The organism is Acinetobacter sp. NBRC 100985, from assembly GCF_000241225.1.
Classification (GTDB): Bacteria; Pseudomonadota; Gammaproteobacteria; order Pseudomonadales; family Moraxellaceae; genus Acinetobacter; species Acinetobacter venetianus.
In genome coordinates this window covers 1-22,765 of record NZ_BAEB01000042.1, presented here as the reverse complement: position 1 = coordinate 22,765, position 22,765 = coordinate 1, and the positions used below count along the sequence as shown (strand labels likewise).

24 protein-coding genes and 1 pseudogene are annotated in these 22,765 nt (G+C 37.7%); 13 read left to right on the top strand and 12 right to left on the bottom strand.

Features of this window, described 5'->3' with window-relative positions:
* Positions 1–31: 31 nt before the first annotated feature.
* Positions 32–1,249, bottom strand: a complete 1,218-nt coding sequence (gene purT, locus ACT4_RS14900; protein WP_171054833.1) for a formate-dependent phosphoribosylglycinamide formyltransferase — start codon at positions 1,247–1,249, stop codon at positions 32–34.
* Positions 1,250–1,369: 120 nt separating this feature from the next.
* Complete coding sequence (locus ACT4_RS14895; protein ID WP_004878852.1) at positions 1,370–1,759, bottom strand: tautomerase family protein; 390 nt, start codon at positions 1,757–1,759, stop codon at positions 1,370–1,372.
* A gap of 177 nt (positions 1,760–1,936) precedes the next feature.
* Here ACT4_RS14895 and ACT4_RS14890 point away from each other — a divergent pair, with 177 nt between their 5' ends.
* Complete coding sequence (locus tag ACT4_RS14890; RefSeq protein ID WP_034605272.1) at positions 1,937–2,401, top strand: hypothetical protein; 465 nt, start codon at positions 1,937–1,939, stop codon at positions 2,399–2,401.
* Positions 2,402–2,567: 166 nt separating this feature from the next.
* A complete protein-coding gene (locus tag ACT4_RS14885; RefSeq protein ID WP_004878856.1) occupies positions 2,568–3,698 on the top strand; it encodes a CNNM domain-containing protein in 1,131 nt (376 codons plus the stop codon).
* A 36-nt stretch (positions 3,699–3,734) separates the two neighbouring features.
* On the opposite strand, the gene ACT4_RS14880 is transcribed toward ACT4_RS14885, so the two are convergent.
* On the bottom strand, positions 3,735–4,439 hold the full coding sequence (locus ACT4_RS14880; RefSeq protein ID WP_007483516.1) for a Crp/Fnr family transcriptional regulator: 705 nt from the start codon (positions 4,437–4,439) through the stop codon (positions 3,735–3,737).
* 106 nt (positions 4,440–4,545) lie between these two features.
* On the opposite strand from ACT4_RS14880, the gene ACT4_RS14875 reads away from it, so the two are divergent.
* Entirely contained in the window at positions 4,546–5,079 is a 534-nt protein-coding gene (locus ACT4_RS14875; protein WP_007483514.1) for a DUF962 domain-containing protein, read from the top strand.
* Positions 5,080–5,214: 135 nt separating this feature from the next.
* Positions 5,215–5,784, top strand: a complete 570-nt coding sequence (locus ACT4_RS14870; protein WP_034605276.1) for a hypothetical protein — start codon at positions 5,215–5,217, stop codon at positions 5,782–5,784.
* Positions 5,785–5,873: 89 nt separating this feature from the next.
* Here ACT4_RS14870 and ychF read toward each other — a convergent pair whose 3' ends face one another.
* The 7 genes from ychF to ACT4_RS14835 form a co-directional block, all read right to left on the bottom strand.
* Positions 5,874–6,965 carry a redox-regulated ATPase YchF gene (gene ychF / locus ACT4_RS14865; RefSeq protein ID WP_004878859.1) on the bottom strand — a complete coding sequence of 364 codons (1,092 nt, stop codon included), beginning with the start codon at positions 6,963–6,965 and terminating at the stop codon, positions 5,874–5,876.
* 94 nt (positions 6,966–7,059) lie between these two features.
* Positions 7,060–7,719, bottom strand: coding sequence for a methionine ABC transporter permease (locus tag ACT4_RS14860; protein WP_007483509.1), 660 nt, complete (start codon positions 7,717–7,719; stop codon positions 7,060–7,062).
* Entirely contained in the window at positions 7,700–8,770 is a 1,071-nt protein-coding gene (locus ACT4_RS14855; RefSeq protein WP_007483508.1) for a methionine ABC transporter ATP-binding protein, read from the bottom strand. The genes ACT4_RS14860 and ACT4_RS14855 overlap by 20 nt, the downstream gene beginning before the upstream one ends.
* Positions 8,771–8,781: 11 nt before the next feature.
* Positions 8,782–9,612 (bottom strand): MetQ/NlpA family ABC transporter substrate-binding protein, encoded by an 831-nt coding sequence (locus ACT4_RS14850; protein ID WP_007483506.1) that lies wholly within the window; start codon positions 9,610–9,612, stop codon positions 8,782–8,784.
* Between the two features lie 27 nt (positions 9,613–9,639).
* Positions 9,640–11,052: an LLM class flavin-dependent oxidoreductase gene (locus tag ACT4_RS14845; protein ID WP_007483504.1), complete on the bottom strand. Its 1,413-nt coding sequence runs from the start codon at positions 11,050–11,052 to the stop codon at positions 9,640–9,642.
* Positions 11,052–12,275, bottom strand: a complete 1,224-nt coding sequence (locus ACT4_RS14840) for an SfnB family sulfur acquisition oxidoreductase (RefSeq protein ID WP_007483502.1) — start codon at positions 12,273–12,275, stop codon at positions 11,052–11,054. Before ACT4_RS14840 ends, ACT4_RS14845 begins: the two co-directional genes overlap by 1 nt.
* Positions 12,276–12,288: 13 nt before the next feature.
* Positions 12,289–13,500 carry an SfnB family sulfur acquisition oxidoreductase gene (locus ACT4_RS14835; RefSeq protein ID WP_007483500.1) on the bottom strand — a complete coding sequence of 404 codons (1,212 nt, stop codon included), beginning with the start codon at positions 13,498–13,500 and terminating at the stop codon, positions 12,289–12,291.
* A gap of 357 nt (positions 13,501–13,857) precedes the next feature.
* On the opposite strand from ACT4_RS14835, the gene ACT4_RS14830 reads away from it, so the two are divergent.
* Positions 13,858–14,628 carry a glutathione S-transferase family protein gene (locus ACT4_RS14830; protein WP_007483498.1) on the top strand — a complete coding sequence of 257 codons (771 nt, stop codon included), beginning with the start codon at positions 13,858–13,860 and terminating at the stop codon, positions 14,626–14,628.
* Positions 14,629–15,084: 456 nt separating this feature from the next.
* Complete coding sequence (locus ACT4_RS14825; RefSeq protein WP_004661600.1) at positions 15,085–15,555, top strand: Lrp/AsnC family transcriptional regulator; 471 nt, start codon at positions 15,085–15,087, stop codon at positions 15,553–15,555.
* A gap of 43 nt (positions 15,556–15,598) precedes the next feature.
* On the opposite strand, the gene ACT4_RS14820 is transcribed toward ACT4_RS14825, so the two are convergent.
* Complete coding sequence (locus ACT4_RS14820; protein ID WP_004653079.1) at positions 15,599–16,348, bottom strand: YebC/PmpR family DNA-binding transcriptional regulator; 750 nt, start codon at positions 16,346–16,348, stop codon at positions 15,599–15,601.
* Between the two features lie 138 nt (positions 16,349–16,486).
* Positions 16,487–17,032: a 1-acyl-sn-glycerol-3-phosphate acyltransferase gene (locus ACT4_RS14815; RefSeq protein WP_374750113.1), complete on the bottom strand. Its 546-nt coding sequence runs from the start codon at positions 17,030–17,032 to the stop codon at positions 16,487–16,489.
* Between the two features lie 581 nt (positions 17,033–17,613).
* Between ACT4_RS14815 and ACT4_RS14810 the strand changes: the two genes are divergently transcribed.
* From ACT4_RS14810 to ACT4_RS14780, 7 genes and pseudogenes are all read left to right on the top strand, one after another.
* Positions 17,614–18,045, top strand: a complete 432-nt coding sequence (locus tag ACT4_RS14810; RefSeq protein ID WP_007483488.1) for a hypothetical protein — start codon at positions 17,614–17,616, stop codon at positions 18,043–18,045.
* Between the two features lie 351 nt (positions 18,046–18,396).
* A complete protein-coding gene (locus tag ACT4_RS14805; RefSeq protein ID WP_252316394.1) occupies positions 18,397–18,780 on the top strand; it encodes a hypothetical protein in 384 nt (127 codons plus the stop codon).
* Positions 18,781–18,879: 99 nt separating this feature from the next.
* Positions 18,880–19,302 (top strand): hypothetical protein, encoded by a 423-nt coding sequence (locus ACT4_RS14800; protein ID WP_007483485.1) that lies wholly within the window; start codon positions 18,880–18,882, stop codon positions 19,300–19,302.
* A 210-nt stretch (positions 19,303–19,512) separates the two neighbouring features.
* The gene (locus tag ACT4_RS14795; protein WP_034605269.1) at positions 19,513–19,956 is read left to right on the top strand and encodes a hypothetical protein; all 444 of its coding nucleotides are present in this window, start codon (positions 19,513–19,515) and stop codon (positions 19,954–19,956) included.
* Positions 19,957–20,065: 109 nt separating this feature from the next.
* A pseudogene (locus tag ACT4_RS17665) lies at positions 20,066–20,415 on the top strand (HNH endonuclease).
* Between the two features lie 101 nt (positions 20,416–20,516).
* The gene (locus ACT4_RS14785) at positions 20,517–20,864 is read left to right on the top strand and encodes a hypothetical protein (protein WP_007483478.1); all 348 of its coding nucleotides are present in this window, start codon (positions 20,517–20,519) and stop codon (positions 20,862–20,864) included.
* 230 nt (positions 20,865–21,094) lie between these two features.
* Complete coding sequence (locus tag ACT4_RS14780; RefSeq protein ID WP_034605267.1) at positions 21,095–22,537, top strand: hypothetical protein; 1,443 nt, start codon at positions 21,095–21,097, stop codon at positions 22,535–22,537.
* The last annotated feature ends 228 nt before the right edge of the window (positions 22,538–22,765 follow it).

Sequence of the window (22,765 nt, the reverse complement as noted above, 5' to 3'; positions counted from 1 at the left end):
CCACTTGATTGTGGCTCAGGATTCAGGTGGTTTAAGCGTTTGTTTGAACACTCACTTGGTCAGCGGCATGTTGTGCCAACTCACGCGCTAAATCTGTATTCTCAGCACGCGCTGTTGCAACACCCATACGACGGCGTTTGAAGCCTTCTGGTTTTCCAAATAAGCGTAAATCTGTATTCGGGTTTGCCAAAGCAAGGTTTAAGCCAGTAAAGCTAAGATTTTTCGCATCTACACCTGCATAGATCACTGCACTTGCAGCAACACTATGGCGCTCTGTATTTACAGGTAAACCTAAAATTGCACGCGCATGTAGTTCAAATTCGCTTTGGAATTGAGAAGCTAAAGTCACTAAGCCTGTGTCATGTGGGCGAGGCGAGACTTCGCTAAACCAAACTTTATCGCCTTTCACAAATAACTCTACACCAAAAATACCGCAACCGCCTAAAGCTGTTGTTACTTTATTTGCAATACGTTTTGCTTCATCTAAAGCCGCAGCTGTCATTGGTTGAGGTTGCCAACTTTCAACATAATCGCCCGCATCTTGACGGTGACCAATCGGATCACAGTAATGGGTTTCGATTTCGGCAGTTTCAGGGTTTTTAGCGCGAACAGTTAAAAGCGTAATTTCAAAATCGAAGTCAATCTGAGACTCGATAATCACAGTCCCTTGATTTACGCGGCCACCTTGCATCGCATAATCCCAAGCAGCATCGACTTCATCAAAGCTTTTTACGCGAGATTGACCTTTACCTGATGAAGACATAACAGGTTTAACGAAATTTGGATAACCAATATCATCACAAGCCGCGCGGAAGCTTTCTAAAGTACTTGCAAAACGGTAAGCAGATGTTGGTAGTCCTAACTCTTCTGCGGCTAAGCGACGGATACCTTCACGGTTCATGGTGAGGTTGACAGCTTTTGCAGATGGAATGATTGTAGCCGTTTGACTCTGTTCTATTTCGACTAAAACCTCAGTCGCAATCGCTTCGATTTCAGGGACAATTAAATTGGGTTTGATTTCTTCGATGAGTTTTTTTAATTCAACAGGATTAGCCATATTCAAAGTGTAAGAATAATGTGCTACTTGCATTGCAGGTGCGTGATCATAGCGATCAGCTGCATGAACTTCGACACCCAAGCGTTGTAAAGAAATAACAACTTCTTTCCCAAGCTCTCCAGAACCTAACAGTAAAACCTTAAATGCAGAAGATTGAAGTGGAGTTCCAAGAGTGACGCTCATGCGAATAATCCTATCCTGAGTAATTTGTGTTTAAGCATAGCAGAACTTGTTGCTTAGTTAAGCTTGTGTGATACAAAAAAAGTTGTTTTTGTTAGACAAAAAAGATGATCTAAATCTGTTTTTTCAGAATTAGACATTGACTTGGTAATTCAGCAGAAGTTCATTAGCATTTTGACCTCGAATTCCCCAATTACTTCTAGGTGTTTCAAATATTGTAATTTCAATGTCTTGTGCTGAAATACCACAGTGTTGATAAATATTAGAAAATAGAGTTTGGATCAGTTTTTTCTTGGCTTCGATTGTCCGACCTTCGAACATTGATATCTCAATAATGGTGTAGTGATCACTACGATCTGTAGGATAAATAAAGTCATCTGTTTCAAGACGGATAAAGCGCTGAAACCTCTTTTCAATTGGATAATTTAAGCTTTCGACCAAGGCATCATGAATAGCTTCAGAAAGTAAGTTTCGGTATTGATCAATCGTTTTGCTCAATGCATAAATTTTGATTTGTGACATGAATATATGATTCCAAGTGATTTAATTATTTTGAAGACAATTATGAGTCTAACCTTAGCATAAAATTGATAAATCTCAGGTTGATCAGACCGATGATAAAAAGGTAACAATGATTGAGTATTGCAACTGAATTGACTAGGATTATGGGCAAATGTTTCATCGACGATTTGGTTAGATATGTTGAACAGAAAAACTCATCTTGTGGCTTTGATGCTATGCAGTACAGTTCTAATGACTGCATGCGGGAACTCAAATAATGAAGCTGAAAAAAAGGTTGAAATTAAACCAGCACCAAAATTGAGTAATGATGCGACAACATATGCAAATGCAGCATGGGATTTAATCAATCAAATTGATCCAATTGTTTATCAGAAACAAACAACAGAAATCGAAGATAAAGTAAGAAAACCATTGCGTCAGCTTAGTACAGATTGGCGTATTAACGTCAAAATGACTGATTCGGTGACGGAAGGGAAATATGCCTTATGTCGTAAGGCTTTAACAAGTTTGGATACTTGGGCGAGAGAAGTAAAAGACAATCCAACCGCTTCGACCCAAAAACAAACTGACTACGAGCGTGATAAGGCACAGTGTAAAGATGCAATTGATAATCCAGCGTTAGGGAATACTTCTCCGAAGTAAAACTAAAACTGAATACGTTAAATATTGCTATTTTTAAAGGGAAAATAGCAATATCTTTTAGAATAGATACAAAATATATCCAAAGAATTGACTTGGTTATGGGTAAACCGTAGGATGAATTTCCTAAGTTATATAAGGAATCTGTGGTTAAAAACCAAGTTCGCATATGGATACTCCCAGTTTAATTTCTGAAACCGTTCATCAATTTTCATTCGCTTCCATTTTTCATGGCGATCTTTTGCTTTTACTGCTGTATGTCGTTTTAGCATTACTTTTTTCTTTTTTGTGTTCGATTGCAGAAGCAACATTATTAAGTATCACACCAAGCTACATTGCGAGGCTTAAAGAGACCAAGCCTAAAAAGGCTGAGCAATTAAGACGCTTGAAAGAAGACAATATTGACCAATCATTGGCTGCTATTTTAACCGTCAATACCATTGCACATACAGTCGGTGCGATTGGTGCAGGCGCAAAAGCAACGTCTGTTTTTGGTGAGGTTTGGTTTGGTGTTTTCTCCGCAGTAATGACCTTACTCATCCTGTTTGTTTCGGAAATTGTTCCAAAAACATTAGGTGCGGTGTATTGGCGTCAACTTGCTGGACCAACTGGCGTTTATGTTAATTTCTTAATTAAAGCCATGTATCCTTTAATCGTGATCTCGGAAAAGTTAACTAAGTTAATTTCTGGCGGTACCAAAGCAAATCAGTTTAGTCGTGATGAGTTTGTTGCGATGGCTGGGATTGGTAAAGAAGAAGGCATGTTGAATGATCGAGAGTCTAAAATCATTCGAAATCTTTTCCTCTTTAAATCTTTGGATGCGAGCACTGTCATGACGCCTCGTGTAGTAGTGTCGGCATTACAAAAAGATTTAACAGTTGATGAAGTTTTATCTGCCCCAAAAAGCTCAAATTTTTCAAGACTGCCGATTTATGATCAAGACTTGGATAGCGTTGTCGGCTTTGTTTTGCGTGAAGATTTATTGGTTGCAAAGAACCAAGGTCAGGGTAGTCGAATAATTAGCGACTTCAAAAGAGAAATTGTTACGGTTATGGCAAAAACACCATTATCAAAATTAATGGAAGTTTTGTTAGAACAAAGACAACATATTGCATTGGTCGTGGGTGAGTTTGGAGATACTAAAGGCGTCGTAACTTTAGAAGATGTCGTTGAAACATTGCTAGGTATTGAGATTCTCGATGAGGGCGACAAAGTAGAAGATATGCAGAAACTTGCTCGACAACTATGGGTGAAAAGGGCTGAAAAAATTGGCATTTATTTAGAACCGCCAACACAATAATCAATAAAAGTGTGCCAGCCTAATTGGTTGGCATGCTTATTCCGTAAAAAATCCTGAGGATGCCAACATCCTCAAGCCCTCTAAATTCAACACTTCTATTTTTTTAAATCCAAGCTGAATTACACCTTGTTTTTCAAATACATTGAGTTCTTGATTTACCGTTTGTCTTGATACAGTCAGCATATTGGCAAGCTGGTCTTGAGAAATATGGATGTTCAAATCTTGAATACTGGATCGATTGCCATAACCCTCTAAAATAAAGAGTAATCGTTGTGCTAAGCGCTGGGTTATGCTTTGGGTCTGAATCGCAATTTGCTCTAAAAACACATAGCGGAGTTTTTGGCTAGTCAGCAAAGCAAAGTAATACCAATAATACGGATGTTGATCTAATAGTTGCTTCAGGGGGGCGGCAGGAATTTGAAGAACAACACTTCTTTTTAAGGCAATTGCATCATGCGAGCGAGGTTGTTTGTCGATTAAGGAGATTTCGCCAAACCACATGATTGGTTCTGCGATTGCAGCAATTGCTTCATTACCATTGACATCAATATATCCCAAGCTGATAGAGCCTTCTAAAACACCATAGACACCATCAAACTTGTCTTGGGCATTAAATACAGCAGTATTTTTTTCTACAGATTGCTTTTTACTGTGCTCAATAATGAACTCTTGAAACGGCTTGTCTAAGCGACTAAACCAAGAATTTTGCTGTAAATGCTGGATATATGCATGTTCTAACACAATCATTCCTTTGTAAATATGAATCCATTTGTCAGCTACATGACAACTTCACTTTGATTTTTCTAATAGATTAATAGCATAACTGAATTGATCTGAGGAAAATAAAATGACAAATTTGGAACGTCTATTGAGTCAGTATGCAGCTTATCATTTAGACAGAAATAATATTGTGACCCATTTTGTGGGTATTCCATTAATTGTTTTTTCTATTCTATGCTTAAGCGCTCGGGCTGCAGTTGATATATCTGGCTTTTCGGTCACTTTAGCTATGGTACTCATAGTTTTAAGTAACGTTTACTATCTTTCATTAGATAAGTTATTTGGCATTTTGATGCTTATTCTATTTGTCTTGGTTTATCCATTGGCTATCAAAATTGCTGAATTGTCGATGTGGAGTTGGTTGGGTACAAGCATTGCTATTTTTGTAGTGGGGTGGGTATTCCAATTCATCGGGCATTATTTTGAGAAGAAAAAGCCAGCCTTTGTTGATGATCTGATTGGTCTAGCGATCGGGCCATTATTCGTCTTGGCGGAGTTTGTATTCTTACTGGGTTTCCGTAAATCATTACATCAACGTATTTTAAAAGAAGCACAAATGAAACGTGCTGAAATGGATATGAAACCTCAAACAGTCGCTTGATGAGCTGGACTGACATTTACAAAGCCAAGTTAATCAAGCTTGGCTTTTTTATTTATTAGATTTAAAGATTCTAAAAAAGAAATTCAGTTGTTAAGCTATCTCTATTCAAATGTGGCGATCAGAATTAAAAAGCACATGACAGGAATCTACGAATATTGGTCATTACCCTCCAAACTAAACATTAGATGTCCCGCATGTCAGGCCAACGCGGATTTTGAGTTTGCCCGATTGGCGAAGATTCAGTTGAAAAAAGATGTCGAGTATTTTCAGTATCATGCAGATTTTGATTATGCGCGTTTTCAGGACTCTTGTGGTGGGTACTGGCATGCTGCATTTTATTATCCGAATCTTTCGAGCAGTATTGACCAGATTCAAGGCTTGCCAGAAGGCTATGATTCAACATCTTGGAGCACATGCAATTCGTTGCAAAGTCGGGGTGGAGTGACTTGTGAATCTTGTGGTTATCGGCAAGAACATGAATTGAGTTGGCCTAATGATGCCTATTATATGGTTATGTATCGGCAACAGGCACTATGGGCATTTCACCGTGAAGCAGCAATAGAACTCTACCATTATTTAAGTGAGGCCTTACGTGACCATAAAAAGTATCGTTATTCATTCTTTTTATTACATGTTCCGGCAGTTTTTAAGCAGAAAAAAGCACGTCAACATGTGACTCAGCAATTGCAAAAATTATTGAGTTAATGGAACTGCTAAAATTGCAGTGATATTAGAGCAAATAAAAAACCGCCAATAAGATCATTATTGGCGGTTTTTTAGATTAGAAAATCGATTTATACGTTAAAACGGAAGTGTAAAACATCGCCATCTTGAACGATGTAAGTCTTACCTTCTAAACGCCATTTACCAGCTTCTTTAGCGCCATTTTCACCGTTATATTGGATAAAGTCGTCATAAGCCACGCATTCAGCACGGATGAAGCCTTTTTCGAAGTCAGTATGAATGACACCAGCCGCTTGTGGTGCAGTTGCCCCCACTTTAACAGTCCAAGCACGTACTTCTTGAACACCAGCTGTAAAGTAAGTTTGTAAGCCTAGCAGTTTATAACCTGCACGAATCACCACGTTCAAACCTGGTTCTTCCATACCCATCGCTTCCAAGAATTCAGCACGATCTTCATCTTCTAATAATGAAATTTCAGCTTCGATTTGGTTGCAAAGTGGTACAACAATGGCATTTTCTTCAGCAGCAAGTTTTTGTACTGCTTCAAGATGTGGGTTATTTTCAAAACCGTCTTCTGCAACGTTAGCAATATACATTGTTGGTTTGAGTGTCATTAAACCGAAACCACGTACAGCTTTACGTTCGTCATCAGAAAGATCAGCGGCACGTGCTGGTTTACCTTCATCAAGTAAAGGCTGGATTTTTTCTAAAACTGCTTTAGTTGCAAGTGCTTCTTTATCACCACCTTTTGCTGCTTTAGTTAAGCGTAATAATGCTTTTGCAACAGTATCAAGGTCAGCAAGTGCAAGTTCAGTATTGATGGTTGCAATGTCATCTAATGGGTCAATTTTACCATTTACGTGAATCACGTTTTCATCTTCAAAACAACGCACCACATGCGCAATTGCATCAGTTTCACGGATGTTTGCAAGGAATTGGTTACCCAAACCTTCACCTTTTGAGGCACCAGCAACCAAACCTGCGATATCAACGAACTCCATTGTTGTCGGTAAGATACGCTGTGGTTTTACAATTGCAGCAAGTTTATCTAAGCGTGAATCTGGAACAGGTACAATCCCTGTATTTGGTTCAATGGTACAGAACGGAAAGTTTTCAGCTGCAATCGCTGCCTTTGTTAATGCATTAAATAATGTAGATTTACCTACGTTTGGCAGACCAACAATACCGCAATTAAAACCCATGAAACCACTCACAAATGTGTTATATAAAAATTGCTGCTGATTTTACATGAAAGCCATGACAAAGTCATGGCTAGAGCGGATTATCAATTCGACATTAAACTTTGCGTTTATCAAGCTGTTTGGCAATATGATCACCTGTACTTTGCACCAATATCACTAAAACAATAAGAACTAAAATCACGGCTAACATCACTTGCATATCAAAACGCTGATAGCCATAGCGATAGGCAATATCACCGAGTCCACCCGCACCAATCGCACCTGCAATAGCAGAAGAACTGATCATGGTGACAATGGTCACGGTAAAGCCTGCAACAATCCCTGGCAAGGCTTCAGGAAGCAATACATGCCAAAGAATCTGCTTGCGGTTACAGCCGATTGCTTGTGCTGCTTCAATCAGCCCTTGATCGACTTCACGTAGACTGACCTCTGCAATACGGGCAAAGAACGGGATCGCGGCGATGGTTAGAGGCACAATTGCGGCTAATACGCCATAGCTAGTGCCGACAATCCAGCGGGTAAATGGAATCAATGCCACCATTAAAATCAGGAAAGGGACAGAACGGGTAATATTAATCACCCAGCCTAATGATTGATTGACTTTCTTGGAAGGATAAATCCCAAAATCTGCAGTACTCACCAAAATTAAGGCAATTGGTAGGCCAATCAAAAAGGCAATAAAGGCAGAAACCCCTACCATCACTAAGGTATCGATTGTGCCTGTCAGTAATAGATCAATGAGTTGATTGTACATAACCGATCACCTCAAGTTTTGTAATGGCAGGATGTTTTTCAAATTGTGCATCATTTAAGTCAAATTCGAGATTGCGAATCCCGATGATCAATGAGCCGATAGTACGCTGCTGAATGCTATCAATTTGACTGTAATACACTTGAACTGGACTATTAAAACTGCCCAGCAATTCATACAGATCAGGAACCGATTTCGATTCACTTACATATTTGAGTTTTAAAATCTGCTGTGTAGTGTGCTGATCAGCAGATTGGCTCAGTTCAAAGGGTAAATTCACTTGTTCAAAATTGAGTAATTCCTGCGTGATTTGTTGTTGCGGATTGGAAAATACCGACCAGACTTGCCCAGCTTCAACAATTTCACCCTGATCAATTACGATGACTTGATCGCAAATTTCTTGGATGACCTGCATTTCATGAGTGATCAAGACAATGGTTAAACCAAGGTCTCGGTTGATTTGTTTTAATAAGGACAGAATATTGGCGGTACTTTCAGGGTCCAGTGCTGAGGTGGCTTCGTCACAGAGCAGGATTTCAGGCTGAGAAACCAAGGCACGGGCAATACCAACGCGTTGTTTTTGCCCCCCAGACAATTGAGCAGGGTAATCATTTCGCTTTGCTGCTAATCCAACCAGCGTCAGTACCTCACTGACCCGTTGCTCAATTTCGGCCTTGTCATAACCCGCAATACGTAGCGGTAAAGCCACATTTTCCCACACGGTTTTGGCTGACATTAAATTAAAGTGCTGAAAAATCATGCCAATTTTTTGTCGTGTTTTGATCAGTTCAGCATGACCCAATTCAGCAATATTCTGCTGGTGAATCAAAATACTGCCTGTATCAATCGCTTCCAGCCCATTTAAGGTACGGATCAGTGATGATTTACCTGCACCACTTTTACCGATAATGCCGACAATCTGCGCTTTAGATATATCGAGGTTAATGTCTTTTAAGGCATGTAAGCGTTGGCCTTGTACCTCATAATATTTATTTAAACCGCGTATTTTCAGGTGGGGAACTGAAAAATCGACCTGTGAACCAAAACTCACCATGATTGTTCTCCTTATTTCCAACCTGGGAACCAGAGCGTTGGGCCGAAATCGCTATCTAAGGCAGCTTTGACCTTCGGCGAGTTTTGATAAATCTCGACAAACTTCTGTAGTTTGTTGTCTTTGTCCTGATAGTCATCCCTCACCACAAATAAAATCGCATAACGTTTATTAGTATTGTCATCAAACAATAGGGCACTTTCAGGATCAGCCGTTTTGGCTAAACGTAAGTAATGTGGATAGCCAAAAGCTAAATCAACATCATCAATGGCACGTGCAGTTTGAGGGCCTTCAACTTCGGTAAATTTCAGATTTTTCGGATTTGCAGTAATGTCTTTTAGTGCAGAAAGATGATTGTTGCTATCTTTCAGTTCAATCAGCTTAGCTTGTTGTAAAAGCAGTAATGCACGGCCTTGATTCACTGGATCATTAGGAATGGCGACAGTTGCACCATTTGGTAGTTCATCAAAGCTCTTATATTTTTTCGAATACAATCCAACATGCGAAGCAGCACCCGCAGCAAAGGATTTTAGCTTGAAGCCAGTTTCCTTAATCGCATTATCCAAGAAGGGTCGATGCTGGAAAAAGTTCGCATCAATGTCGCCATGACTAAGCGTAATGTTAGGGGTGTTCCAATCGGAAAATTCCACCAATTTCACATTGAGACCTTGTTGTTTGGCTTCATCCGCAGCGACTTGTAGTGGATGTGCAAAAGAAGGGCTAATCCCAATCACCAGTTCACTGCTACTACTGTGTCTTTGTTTATTCCAAATCAATAAGGCAATAATCGCAACAACGACGACAAGGCCAATACCGAGCCATTTCTTAGAGGCTGTTTGAGCCATATATTTCTCCAATTCTTTTCTTAAATGTTAAGCACTAATTTCTTCAATTATTTTTAGGTCATGTGTGTTGTTATGCGTTCTACATCGGAACTGATCAGCAGTATGGCTTGCGGCTAAATGATCGCCTTGGGCAAACAATTTGTTACGCAGTGAACCCGTTGCATATTCGGTTTTATAACGCTCACGTTGTTGTAACTCTGGGATCACCAGTCGAATAAAATCATGATGTGATTCAGGTGCAACCGTACGAGTCAGGTTAAAACCATCAATACCAGTCTCATCAAGCAGCTCAATCAGGTATTCTGCAACCTCTGCGCCACTACCGACGATGAGAGGATAACGTCCACCTAGTACATGCTGTGCTTTTAGATCATTTTTGCTGATGCGCTGTTCTTTAAACTTCTCAATGACGGAAGCAATGCTATTGCTCTTTTGATAAGGAATCGCTTCATCATCTACGAACTTGGCAAGATCAATGCCGACGGAACTGGCATAATGCGCTAAACCTGCTTCTGGGCTGGCATATTGGCGATATTCAGCCAGTTTTTGTTGGGCGAGTTCATGTGTTTCCGCGACGACAACGGTAATACCGACAAAGATTTTAATCGCATCTTCATCTCGACCTTGTTGCTGTGCTTGTAGTCGTATTTTATTAACTTGCTGACGAATCTTTTCAGGTTGATCACCGCCAATAAAAATACATTCTGCATGACGCGTGGCGAACTGTAATCCTTTCGGCGAAGCACCTGCCTGAAACAAAGTTGGAGTACGTTGTATCGAAGGTGCGACCTGAAACACACCTTGGCTTTGGTAATATTGCCCTTGATGATTGATTGAGTGGACCTTGTTCGGGTCAGTAAAAACGCGCTGTTGTTTATCTTTTTTTAAGGCGTCATTTTCCCAAGAACCTTCCCAATATTTATAACAAAGCTGTAAGAACTCCTCGGCCTGATCATAACGTGCATCGTGATCTTTTAAACCTTTTTGCCCAATTAAGCGTTCGGCACTGTCCAGATAACCTGTGACAATATTCCAGCCCAGACGACCTCGGGTTAAATGATCAAGACTGGCAAAACGGCGTGCAAATTGGTAGGGCTGTTCATAGCTGAGATTGACGGTCACGCCAAAGCTTAAATTCTGTGTCACCAAAGCCATTGCCGAAACTAGGGTAGAAGGGTCATGACTAGGCAACTGGATCGACTCTTTTAAAGTCAGATCGATCCCATTCTGATAGACATCATAAACACCCGTAATATCTGCGAGAAATAAGCCATCAAACAAACCTTGCTCTAAGGTTTGTGCCAATTCAGTCCAATAATTCAGCTCATTAAAACGGTGTGATTGATCGCGTGGATGGGTCCACAAGCCATGATTGATATGGCCAACACAGTTCATATCAAAAGCATTCAGTAAAATTTTCTTCGGGAGATTTTGACTCATCACAGCGTCCCCCGACGTGGAGGGAGAATGCCATTCAACACATAATTACCGATGAAGTAATATTTCCAGCGTGCAGCATCATGCAAGGTATGAACCCGCGCATTACGCCAATGCCGATCCAGACCATCAGCACGTTGACTGCCACGACTGCCAGCTAATTCAATCAATTTCGATGATGCCTTTAATGCAGTTTCTGTACTGTGCGCACGAACTTTGGCCACATCAATTGAAGCTTTGGCTAAGTTTTCAGCATTCAGATCATGTTTAGCAGTATCCACGGATCGCGCTGCTTGTTTAAGTAATAACTCGCTGGCTTTGACATCAGTTGCTACACGACCGAGTTCAGACAGCGTGAATGGATCTTGAGTGGCGGATTCAATATTGGCATCAATCCAAGGGCGGGCAACACGCACACGCGCTAGGGTTTCTTCAAAGGCTGCACGGGCAATCCCGACTTCAATTGCAGCATGCATGATTTGAGCAAATGGCCCCACCAAAGACAGTTGTTTAAAGGCAGCATCAAAAGCAATCACATCCTCTTTGGCGACAAAAACTTGATTAAACTTTACTGTGCCGCTGCCTGTGGTGCGTTGCCCAAAGCCTGACCAGTCATCAATCAGCTCAAGGCCTTGGCTGTCTCTTTGTACAAAAGCCAAAAATTCATTGCCTGCTTCATCAACCACTAGAGTTGGAATACGATGTGCAAACAAGCTGCCTGTGCAATAAAACTTTTCTCCTTGGATCAGATAACCGCTTTCGCTTGGGATTAAGGTAGTTTGTTTATGTGCTGAGGTACGGGTTTTAAATTCCGCCAGCGCATTACCAAAACGTGCACCTTGTAATACTTCCTGATACAGGCGTTTCTTTTGCGCTTCCGTACCAGTATTACGCAGTACTTCTAATGCATAAAAATGATTTTGTGGAATTTGACCAATTGAACCATCCGCACCACTAAATAAAGCGATGACTTTGGCAACGGTTAGACTTGAAACCTCTGCACCACCGTACTGTTTAGGTACGGTAATCGCCCATAAACCTGATTGGCTATAGGCTTCTATTTCTGTGAAAGGTAAGTTCCGATTGGCATCGCGTTCAACCGCTGCTTGTTTAAACTGTTCACTTAGTTGAATAGCAATGTCCAGTGCTTCTGCATCGCTTTGAATGATATGCGCTGTTTTAAAATTGGTTTTGGCAAAGCCTTGTAATTCTTGGTATGAGGTCATAATGATTTGCTCCTTAAATCCAAGCATGGCGGGCAGGGTGGGTATCATTGAGGTAATAGTCACCAATAGCATGGAATTTCCAACGCACAGGATCGTGTAAGGTATGTACGCGAGCATTGCGCCAATGCTGATCAAGATTGTGTTGGCTCAGGCTGGCACGGCTTCCGCCAAGTTCGAGTAGCTTTTCGGAGATATGCAGGGCAGCATCATTGGCATAGATCTTTGCTTCTGCCACTAAAATAGAGGCGCGCGCGGCTTGCTCAGCAGAAATTGCAGCGATTTGATCAAGTTCATCTAGATATTCAGCAGCATCGTCCAGTAATAAAATCGCAGCATCGAGCAAGATATTGAGTTTACCAACTTCTTGTAATGTGTAATGTTCTTCACTGGCTTTTTCTATGCCTGCATCAATAATGGGGCGTGCTTTACGAATGCTGGATAAGGTGTCATCAAAAGCCGCTTCGGCAATGCCGACATCAATCGCAACTTGTAATAGCTGAGAATATGCACCGCGCACATTTGGGGTGTCAGCAATAATGCGCTCATCAAAAAATAGTGTAGGATCAACGACAACGTTGTGTAGTTTTACCGTTCCACTGGCTGTAGTACGTTGACCAAAGCCATTCCAGTCATTAATCACTTCAACACCAGTAGCATGTCGATCAACGATCGCCAATACGGTATAGCCATCTGGATGTAAGGCACGAATCGCTAACCAATCTGCAAAGCTAGTGCCTGTAGAGTAAAATTTTTCCCCATTTAAAAGGTATTGACCATTTTCCAACGTTAACTTGGTTTGAATGGTTTTGGTATCTTTAGAATTTTTTTCAGGCCCACCATTGGCAATGCGTTTACCTGCAAGAATTTCAGCGTAGATAAACTTCTTTTGTGCATCTGAACCAGTGATATTAATAAAATTTAAAAGACCGAATTGGTTTTGTGGAATTTGTCCAACATTGGCATCGGCTTTACTTAAAATACGAAACACATGAGCTAAGGTTTTATTGGAAACAAATGCTCCACCATATTCTTTAGGCACACGGATTCCACCTAGACCTTTTTGACTAAACTGAATAATCTGTTCAGTGGGTAAGATATGCTGTTGATCTCGAATATTTCGTTCTTCTAATGCAAAGTCAGCAACTTGATAGGCAGCATTGATGGCCTGCTGATCATTTGAAATCAGTTGTGTTTGAACTTGAATCACTGATTGATTACTGGACATGTGAGCACCTCTAATAGATAAGAGATACTTTACAAAAGTTTTACTTTTCTACTAAACCATCAGTTGTGGCTTTGATATCACAATAATTCTTAAGCATTTTTTATGAGAAAAATAACAGAAAAATAGATAATGAATATTTATTTAAAACAGTTGCTTAGAGTTTTTAATATTGCATTGATCAACACAAAAAGGCTATTTCTATGAAATAAATGAATAATCTCACCAAGAATATTGATAAAGGCTTTTAGCCAAAATTAGAAAATATCAAGCAAAAATGACATTGTCTTGAAGGACTTTTACTTCTAAAGTATGAAAAACCTTATGTTTCATGAGTAGAAAAATAAATTTGGAGAGTCTATGCGGGTTTTATACCAATTTCCTTTGTCTCACTATTGTGAAAAAGCTCGCTGGTTGTTAGATCATAAGGAGTTGGACTATGTTGCACATAATTTAATTCCTGGTTTTCACCGTGCGTTTACCTATCTTAAGTCAGGACAATATCTGTTGCCGATGCTAAAAGATGATAAACAATGGATTGCTGATTCAACACAAATCGCGCTGTATTTAGATACAACTTATCCTGAGCATGCCTTATTAAGACGTGATGAACAATTACGTGAACATGCACTTGAAATTGATCAACTTGCAAATGAGCTAGGTATTCATGTGCGCCGTTGGTCATTAGCTCAAGCACTTTCAGTTGGCGATCATCCTTTAGAAATTATGATGGGTGAGCAAGGCTATTTACGCCAGTTTGAAAAAATTTCTAAACCGATTTTAAAAAGTTTGGTCTCGACTAATTATAAGTTGAATCCTGAAAAAATTGCGCAGTCCAAACTACGTATGACAGAGTTGATTACTGATCTAAACCTCAAATTGATCGAAAATCAAGGGCGTTATTTGGTCGGTGATCGTTTAGGTTTGGCTGATATTGCAGTTTGTTCGATCCTTGCACCTTTATTATTAATTAAAGGAACGCCTTGGGAATTGGAAAATGATGATATTGAACAGTTTTCAGGTGAGCTAAAAGAATATCATGACTATTTGCTTGATTTGCCATTAGGGCAATATGTCCAACGTATTTATGCAACAGAGCGCAATGCGAGAGTTGATTGGCGTGGCATGTAATTCAACGTGATCAAAAAGCCCTAAATTTTTAATTAGGGCTTTTTTATGAGAAAAAATAAGATTTTGCATAAAAATGTAAGAAATAAATGACTAATTATTTTCTAATTTAAAAGATAATTCGTTTTATATGGGAAATATTAGAATTTATTTCCAAAATTACTTTAAAAAAACTGAAAAGAGGGAAATAATTGTAAAAGTGCTTTGCTATCTTATGTTTCAGGGTGTGATGGGGATCGAAACAAGTTGTTCAACTATTGGGAGATGAGTTGAACATTTGCTCAAAAGGTCTTGTTTCGGCTTTGGGACAAAGATAAATCACAAATTTATCGGAATCATGTTTGCGTTATCCATGCAACATCGTCAAAAGTTAAACGAATGTTTTCCCTTGACCCTTAAAAATTCACGAACATATAAACAGTTCCGATAAAAACTGAATTTGATAATGAGGACTGTGAGATGGAATTAGATCGTTTTGATAAGCAAATTTTAGAAATTTTGACTCATGAAGATGTTAATCTAAATGAGTTGTCTGAGCGAATAAATCTGTCTGTCAGCTCAGTCCATCGCCGTATTAAAAATTTAATTGAATCCCAAGTCATGGGGCAGCTCAAGCGAGAAATTAATTTTAATAAACTTGGTTTTAGCCTACATATTCTTTTGCAGGTTTCGTTGAGTAAACACGATAGTGAAACTTTTGATAAGTTCTTACAAGAAATTGAAGATATTCCAGAAGTGACCAATGCATTTCTCGTGACGGGGCAGAGTGCTGATTTTATTCTGGAATTGGTGGCGCGAAATATGGATGATTATAGTGAAATCTTATTACGTCGTATTGGTAAGATCGATAGTGTCGTTGCGCTTCACTCTAGCTTTGTGATTAAAGAATACAATGTTTTTAACTGCTATAAACTTTTAAATAAGCTATAAAAAATGCATCTAAAAAGATGCATTTTCTACTATTCTGAATGAATTAAGCATCAAGTTGCGTTAACACATCTTCAGAGAATTCAACGTTGGTATAAACGTTTTGAACATCATCTAGATCTTCAAGCATATCAATCATTTTCATGATTTGTTTGGCTTGATCAATATCATTGATTTCAGCTTTAGTCGATGGGCTCATCACAACTTCAGCATTGTCCGATTTTAAACCTGCTGCTGTGAGCGCATCTTGTACATCACCAAAGCTTTCTGGGCTAGTGATGACGAGAATACTATCTTCATCAATCTCGATGTCATCAGCACCTGCTTCTAAAGCAACTTCCATGACTTTGTCTTCTAAAGAAACATCTTCAAAAGAAATTTCACCACGTTTAGTAAACAGGTAGGCTACCGAACCGTTGGTTCCCAAGTTACCATTGGTTTTAGAGAAGCAGTGACGTACGTCAGGTACAGTACGGTTTAGGTTATCTGTCATTGTTTCAACAATAACTGCAACACCGCCCACACCATAACCTTCATAGGTTACTTCTTTTAAATCATCATTGTCTTCACCGCCAGCACCACGTTGAATTGCACGATTGATCGTGTCACGTGTCATATTGACTGAAAGTGCTTTTTCAACAACAGCACGCAAACGAGGGTTGCTGGCTGCGTCCGGACCGCCTAAACGTGCAGCGGTTACGATTTCACGGATATACTTAGTAAAAACTTTACCGCGACTTGCATCTTGTTTAGCTTTACGATGCTTAATATTGGCCCATTTAGAATGACCCGCCATGGAAGTAACTCCAAAAAATTAAAACTTAAAAAAGTGCACGAATATTAGCATAGCGATGGTTTTGTTGAAAACAGCCATGTTTCATATTCAAAACTTAAAATCACCGTCACTTTACAAAGATTGATCGAAAGAATGAGCTTAGCTAATTTTTACATCAATTCCATATTCGGCATAAAGTGATTTAATTTTTTCTAAGTCTTGTTGAAGATCCGTAGGGTAGATTTTCCCTAAAATACCACCTTTCTTGGTACGAGCATTTGCATACATTAGAATGATAGGCACATTCGCTGCCTTAGCTATATGCCAAAAACCTGTACGGATTGGCTTTCGAGTTTCACCATCTTTGGCACGCGTTGCTTCCGGGGCAATTACAAGGTTGAAATTTTCATTTTGATTAAATAAGTCAACCATTTGCGTAACAATATCTTTATTTGCTTTACGATCAACAGGGATGCCTCCAAGCTTTTCTAGAATTGGTTTAAGTGGACCTTTAAAAAGCTCTTTTTTAATGAGTGTATGAATTTTAAGCTCTAAAATTGCGAATAAAGCTAAAGATAAGATCGTATCTAAGTTCGATGTGTGTTCAAATCCAATAATAACTTGCTTTTTTTCCAAGATAGTTGGATCGACTTTGTACTCCCAACCTGTTGCTTTAAAAATAGATTTTCCTAAAAACTTTTTCATATTCTTTATCATTACAAATGAATTTCAGCAGTTTAATCCGAGTTCTATATAAAATATATGGCTGAAAATTTAAGATCACAGGAAAATTTGGATGTCTCTAAAATGATCAAAACAAGGAAATATTTTCTTTACTCAGCTTGTGAATATCAGGTGGATTTATCTAAGAATATGATTCTAAACATAATTTTATAAAATCATCTGTTTGTAATTTAATTTGACTAATATCAGGCATCTTTAATCATTAGCATTGTGATTTAGGGTCTATAGCTTAGTTGGTTAGAGCAACGGACGGCGAGTTGATGGAGACAAATCTGAATTGTTTTAATGCGCCGGCTTAAGATTTTTTATAAAAAAACTGAGAGAATTGTAAACAAAAAAGTGCCGACTCGGAAAAGTTGGCGCTTTATATTTGGTATTTAAGCAGAAGCTATGTAAAAAATCAGTTGTAAAATCGTATCAATATTATTAAAAATCAAAGATTAAGTATATTGTTTTGTTGAAAAATAAGCATTATCTTTACTCCATGTTTGCAAACATAATAACTTTAAATTTATGAAAATTAATGATTTTTAGGAGAAATTATGTTTATTTTTGAGGAAGGTCGAGAAGCCTACAACAAATTCATGACAACTATACTCACTCAAACTATTTTTGGTGGTATTGCTTTTCTTCTTTTATATAAATCGAATGTACTGAAATTGGCATTTAATCACGTTCCATTTTATATATTTACAGTATTTATATGGGTCGCATTTGCTTTCTGGATAGTCAATGCGTACATAGAATTTAATAACTCCTACAAGTGTTATTTATATCTAAAGGTTAAAGGTGTTCAATTTTTAGAATTTTCAAGAAATGAAGCAATAAAAATTTCAGAAATATGGAAACGCGACAAAAAGCTAGCGATAGAATATTTTTTATTTCAGGTCTTAGTTATAGGTATTCTTATGTTCGCCTGTTTTGGATCTATCTTGTCTGCCGTGCAAATTGCGAATGGTGCAAATATTAGCTAATGAACATGTTGCCGGGATGCTTGATGCAATCCAAAACAAGCAGGGGCGAACCATAGAATATTTCATGAATTAGTATTTAGAGAAGTGACTAGGCTCTTTCAGATTACAAATAGCATGATTCAAGATTCTCTTGAGTTTAGTAAGGAGAAAGAGGATTCATATCAAAGTTGAATTCGTTTCACTATTGACCTTGTACAAAGGATATGACATATTTCTGCTATAGTGAGCGAAATTATAATGGTTCACTAGATATTTAAAAGCTCGCTAATGCGGGCTTTTTTTTGTAGTGGGTACAATTAGGTAACGATTTTTATAAATTGTTTGAATGTTTTCAAAAGGTTTTTCCCTTTCATGTTTATAGAATTTAAAGATTTGAAGAAGAAAAGAAATATTGCTCTCATAAGTGTAGTTTTACTTATATTTTGGGGAGTACATTCTATGATTAATAATAAGAATAATGTTCAGCGTGTTGAATCTGTAATATATACAGATGATACGATAAGAAGAGAATTTGGCAAAGTTACCGACTATAGTATTAGAGCTGTTGGCGGTTCAAGTTCTTATGAATCCAAACAACCGGCATACTTTTACAAAGTTGAAATAACTGGTGATAAGAATTATGGAGTTGTTAAATTATTAATTAACGAAGATCAGAAAGACGGAAAGCCTGTTTACACCATGCAAATACAAGACATTGGATCAACTAATTTTCGTATAAAGATTGGAAAGAACTAACTTCACAAAAATATTTTTTAATATCTGATTTTTTTGAGGTTTTAAGTATAGTATTTGATTTAAAAATATATATAATCAGAAAAAATTTTGGTAAAAACCATGCTTAATAAATTGTTTTTTTGTGCTTTATTCCTATCTTTAAGTGGGTGTGCAGCAACTCAAGTTGACTATATTAAAGTGGAAAAATTAGATCCTTACTCAACGGATAAGTTAGTTATTGATGGTGTTGAATTTAATTTTAAAGATATAAGTAATAATGAGAACATTTGGGTTTATTTGCCAAATATAACTGTGTACAACAGTGAGCTTGAAAATAGATACAGAGAAATTGAATTTTTAGTTTTCATTGATGAACGTGGATATGTTAGACATATCAAAGTGTATAAGAGTACTGGTCTAGAAAACTTAGACAGAAAAATTGTCCATTTACTTACAAATAAGGCAAGAACAAAAATTTGGCTAAAAGATGGAAAACCAGAGTGGATTGTTGCCCAACAAAAGATGGTCTTTATTCCAGAGTAATAGATAACACTTAAATATGTTGTGTTAAAGCCGCCGTTAAGGCGGTTTTTTATGAGTGAAAATTATGGAGTCTTAGTTGCCGAAAGCAAAGCTAAACAAAACTATTTATAGGCCGAAAAGCAATAAAAGAATATGATAGAGAGTGGAGGTTTTTTTTAAATTTATATAAAATTTATTCATTCCAACGGTTTGTAATGAGCTATACATTTGATGTTTAGGATACTATTGTTTTTTATTAGTTTAGTGGTTTTCAGTTCTGTATGCAGGGCCGATGATTTTTTCGAAAAAAAACCATCTATTTTAATTGTTAAAGAAGATAACTTTCATAATAAGACTGACAGCAATGAGAGTGTGGATTTTTTTGAGATATCAAATCAACTAAAAACAAAATGGGCAAATCAAAACTATAATTATATGACACAAAGAATTGAAGATGTATTTCAGACATCCGGTATGAGCGCTTATGATAAAACTCAATATAATGCACAAAATAAAACTTTAAATAATAAGCCTTATTTGAAGCTCATTGAGACTACACCTGATAAAGGAGTAATTTCACAAGAAGAGTATCAGCAGCAAATAGAGCAAAGTAGAAAAAAGGAAATAGATGATAGAGATCTACTATACTTATTGGACAAGTATTTTCAGAAGTAGGTTATCATCAGCTAACAGAACAACAATAAAATAGTTTATTGAAATTGATTGTCAAAAATACGCCCACTTCGGTGGGTTTTTTTATGCCTGAAGATTGAGGTGAAACAGAATGAGCAGACCTTGCAGAGAGTTTGGATGTCCAAACCTAGTCAAATCAAGAAGCCAAAAAGGCTTCTATGATGATCATGCAGATAAGCGCAGTAATTGGAACAAACGACCTCAACCACAGAGCGGGGCTATGGACATGCATGGCGCAAGCTTAGAGAACAAGTGCTTAAAAGAGATAATTATCTTTGCGTAAAACACTTCGCAATCGGTGAAGTTGTTATGGCCACTGATCTCGATCATATTGTCTCAAAGGAACAGGGTGGCACAGATGATATGGACAACCTGCAATCGCTATGCTCGCCGTCTCACCAAGAAAAGACAGCGCGAGAAGACAGCAAAAGCTCGCCGTGATGGGAGGTAGGATACAAAAAGTTCAGAAATTTACTCTGAAATGACCGCTCCCTAAGTTACATTTTTACGTGCGCGAAATTAAAAAATCGGGGTATTGACAAATGAGTGGAGTTGCGACAGTACCAGGGCGAGGTAGAAAGCCAAAACCTCAAGAGACAAAAAAGACATTAGGGAACAAAGGGAAGCGACCACTTAAAACGAATGTTCCTGAGTTCATTGAAGTTACAGATATTGAAGTTCCTGAGTACATCTCCGTAATGGACCATGCTGCCATGATGTGGCGCTCGATCATTCCTGAGTTGTTAAAGAATAAAGTATTTCGTATTACTGATATGCACAACGTTGAAGCATTCTGTATTGCTGATTGTAAGAAATGTAGGAGTAATCACTTTATATGTAAATGGGGTAGCGGTTGGAAATGTAACTCATATAAGTGCGATATCGGCTAAAACATTTTATTGGGGGGTAACGGTATTTCTACTGATTATTGGAGAGTCATTGTTGATGAGGTAAGAGTGACTATCGGTGTTGCAAGATATACAACCAACTTCACATCACAAACGAAAGAATATCATGACTTCTAATCCTCCTTTCCTGAGATAAAAGCACTTTAATCTTCAATTTAGTGATAGATCCGTTATAAACTACTAACATATTGAAAATATTAAGTTTGAATTTTATGAAAAATAAAATAGTAATTCCAATGGTGCTTGGGGGAATTATTTGTATTTATGTACTTTATTTTATGGGATGGACACCCGTTTACACCCTAGATGATGCATACATAGTACAACATTCGGTTAATAATTTTGTTAACTTTAAAAGCGAGTCAGTGTTTTTAGATTCTGCAAAAAACTCAGGGCTGACAAGCATTGTGCATGTAGGATTAATTACACTCATTGCTTTTGTTTTTGATACAAATTGGAGTCAATTTTTAATAGCTTCTCTAAGCTACATATTATTTCTTGTAGCAATCTTTTTATATTCATTTAAGTCGACTAAAAATATAGTCACAAGTTTCTGTCTAACCTTATTAGCAGCTGTTTCTGGATACGTAATTGAGCAGTTTTTTAATGGGCTTGAAACAGGCTTACTCATCTTTTTAGTCACTATAAGTTTAATTTTGTTTAGAAATGGAGTACCACAGCAAAAGTTAGCATTTGCATTGTTACCAGTATTGCCATTTGTACGACCTGAATTGTCATTTCTAAGCACGATAATATGTGTTAGAGCTGCATTTTTTTATTTTAAAAACAATCAAAAAAGCGAGTTTTCAAGAGCATTTTTTATCTTAGTGATAGCTTCAGCAATGGTCGCAATTTACGCAATCATTTTGACTGGAAATATATTACCTAATACAGCAGGAGCTAAATCATACTTTTTTGCTGAGTCGTGTAAGCAACTAGATGAAAAAATTAGAGTGTTAAATTCTGGTATTGGCAGGTTCTTGTCAAGCCTGGGAGTTCTTTCACTAGGTTTTATAGCAATTTTGTTTACTAGGTTAAGATTCGTTTTTCTTACATTTATTTCTATTTTTTACATATTGTATTTGTTAGAGTTTTCAGGTGGTATTCATCACAATAATTACAGATATCAATACGTTTTTTATGCGTTCGCGATTATAGGGTTAATTGATTTTTTATCATTAAATTTAGTTGCTAAATATAGTAAATATCTAAGTTTACTTATGCTAGTTCTAGGTTTGTATAGTGTCCCTAAAAACATTCACAATTTAAATACTTCTATTCAATTTACTCAAAATGAAAATTTTACAGTTGGGGAGTGGGTAAAGGAGAATATCAGTAAGAATGATGTAATTTTGATTCATGATGCGGGTTACATCTCGACTGTAACTAATAGTAAGCTTGTTGATATAGTTGGACTCAAAACATCATATTCAGCCCAAGTAAACAAAGTTACTCGATTAGTGAATTGCGGAAATGATCCAAGAGCAATCGATGCTATAGCTACCAAATTTAATGCGAAATACTTTGTTGTTTTCGGTATGTGGGACGACATCTTTCAGTTAACAAACTCATTAAAAGTAATGGGTTGGAAAGTTGAAGTAGCAGATAAATCTAGAGATGGAGCAGCTTATCGAGTATACAAGATTTCAAAATAACCTTTTTAAAAGTAACCATTTTCCCCGTATTCATGGGGGGTACATCTAGAGAAATAAAAATGGCAGAGCCAGTAAGTAGCGGTGTTGGGGTCACAACTGTAATTCAAGTTTATGGTATGCGGCTCTTGATGGCTTATTGTAGCTTAAACGTTTTATCGAGTGGCTAAGGTTGACATTAATTATTTTGGCATATACATTGTATATACATTTTGCTTATTACCTTTTGGG

Excerpts from the sequence above, each read along its gene's own strand:
- ACT4_RS14825 (WP_004661600.1), top strand. The coding sequence starts at position 15,085 with ATGGAATTAGATCGTTTTGATAAGCAAATTTTAGAAATTTTGACTCAT.
- ACT4_RS14800 (WP_007483485.1), top strand. The coding sequence starts at position 18,880 with ATGCTTAATAAATTGTTTTTTTGTGCTTTATTCCTATCTTTAAGTGGG.
- ACT4_RS14785 (WP_007483478.1), top strand. The coding sequence starts at position 20,517 with ATGAGTGGAGTTGCGACAGTACCAGGGCGAGGTAGAAAGCCAAAACCT.
- ACT4_RS14840 (WP_007483502.1), bottom strand. The coding sequence starts at position 12,275 with ATGACCTCATACCAAGAATTACAAGGCTTTGCCAAAACCAATTTTAAA.
- ACT4_RS14815 (WP_374750113.1), bottom strand. The coding sequence starts at position 17,032 with ATGAAAAAGTTTTTAGGAAAATCTATTTTTAAAGCAACAGGTTGGGAG.
- ACT4_RS14895 (WP_004878852.1), bottom strand. The coding sequence starts at position 1,759 with ATGTCACAAATCAAAATTTATGCATTGAGCAAAACGATTGATCAATAC.
- ACT4_RS14850 (WP_007483506.1), bottom strand. The coding sequence starts at position 9,612 with ATGGCTCAAACAGCCTCTAAGAAATGGCTCGGTATTGGCCTTGTCGTC.
- ACT4_RS14805 (WP_252316394.1), top strand. The coding sequence starts at position 18,397 with ATGTTTATAGAATTTAAAGATTTGAAGAAGAAAAGAAATATTGCTCTC.
- ACT4_RS14780 (WP_034605267.1), top strand. The coding sequence starts at position 21,095 with ATGAAAAATAAAATAGTAATTCCAATGGTGCTTGGGGGAATTATTTGT.
- ACT4_RS14860 (WP_007483509.1), bottom strand. The coding sequence starts at position 7,719 with ATGTACAATCAACTCATTGATCTATTACTGACAGGCACAATCGATACC.
- ACT4_RS14830 (WP_007483498.1), top strand. The coding sequence starts at position 13,858 with ATGCGGGTTTTATACCAATTTCCTTTGTCTCACTATTGTGAAAAAGCT.
- ACT4_RS14795 (WP_034605269.1), top strand. The coding sequence starts at position 19,513 with ATGTTTAGGATACTATTGTTTTTTATTAGTTTAGTGGTTTTCAGTTCT.
- ACT4_RS14855 (WP_007483508.1), bottom strand. The coding sequence starts at position 8,770 with ATGGTGAGTTTTGGTTCACAGGTCGATTTTTCAGTTCCCCACCTGAAA.
- ACT4_RS14810 (WP_007483488.1), top strand. The coding sequence starts at position 17,614 with ATGTTTATTTTTGAGGAAGGTCGAGAAGCCTACAACAAATTCATGACA.
- ACT4_RS14835 (WP_007483500.1), bottom strand. The coding sequence starts at position 13,500 with ATGTCCAGTAATCAATCAGTGATTCAAGTTCAAACACAACTGATTTCA.
- ACT4_RS14875 (WP_007483514.1), top strand. The coding sequence starts at position 4,546 with ATGACAAATTTGGAACGTCTATTGAGTCAGTATGCAGCTTATCATTTA.
- ychF (WP_004878859.1), bottom strand. The coding sequence starts at position 6,965 with ATGGGTTTTAATTGCGGTATTGTTGGTCTGCCAAACGTAGGTAAATCT.
- ACT4_RS14885 (WP_004878856.1), top strand. The coding sequence starts at position 2,568 with ATGGATACTCCCAGTTTAATTTCTGAAACCGTTCATCAATTTTCATTC.
- ACT4_RS14890 (WP_034605272.1), top strand. The coding sequence starts at position 1,937 with ATGTTGAACAGAAAAACTCATCTTGTGGCTTTGATGCTATGCAGTACA.
- ACT4_RS14870 (WP_034605276.1), top strand. The coding sequence starts at position 5,215 with ATGACAGGAATCTACGAATATTGGTCATTACCCTCCAAACTAAACATT.
- ACT4_RS14820 (WP_004653079.1), bottom strand. The coding sequence starts at position 16,348 with ATGGCGGGTCATTCTAAATGGGCCAATATTAAGCATCGTAAAGCTAAA.
- ACT4_RS14845 (WP_007483504.1), bottom strand. The coding sequence starts at position 11,052 with ATGAGTCAAAATCTCCCGAAGAAAATTTTACTGAATGCTTTTGATATG.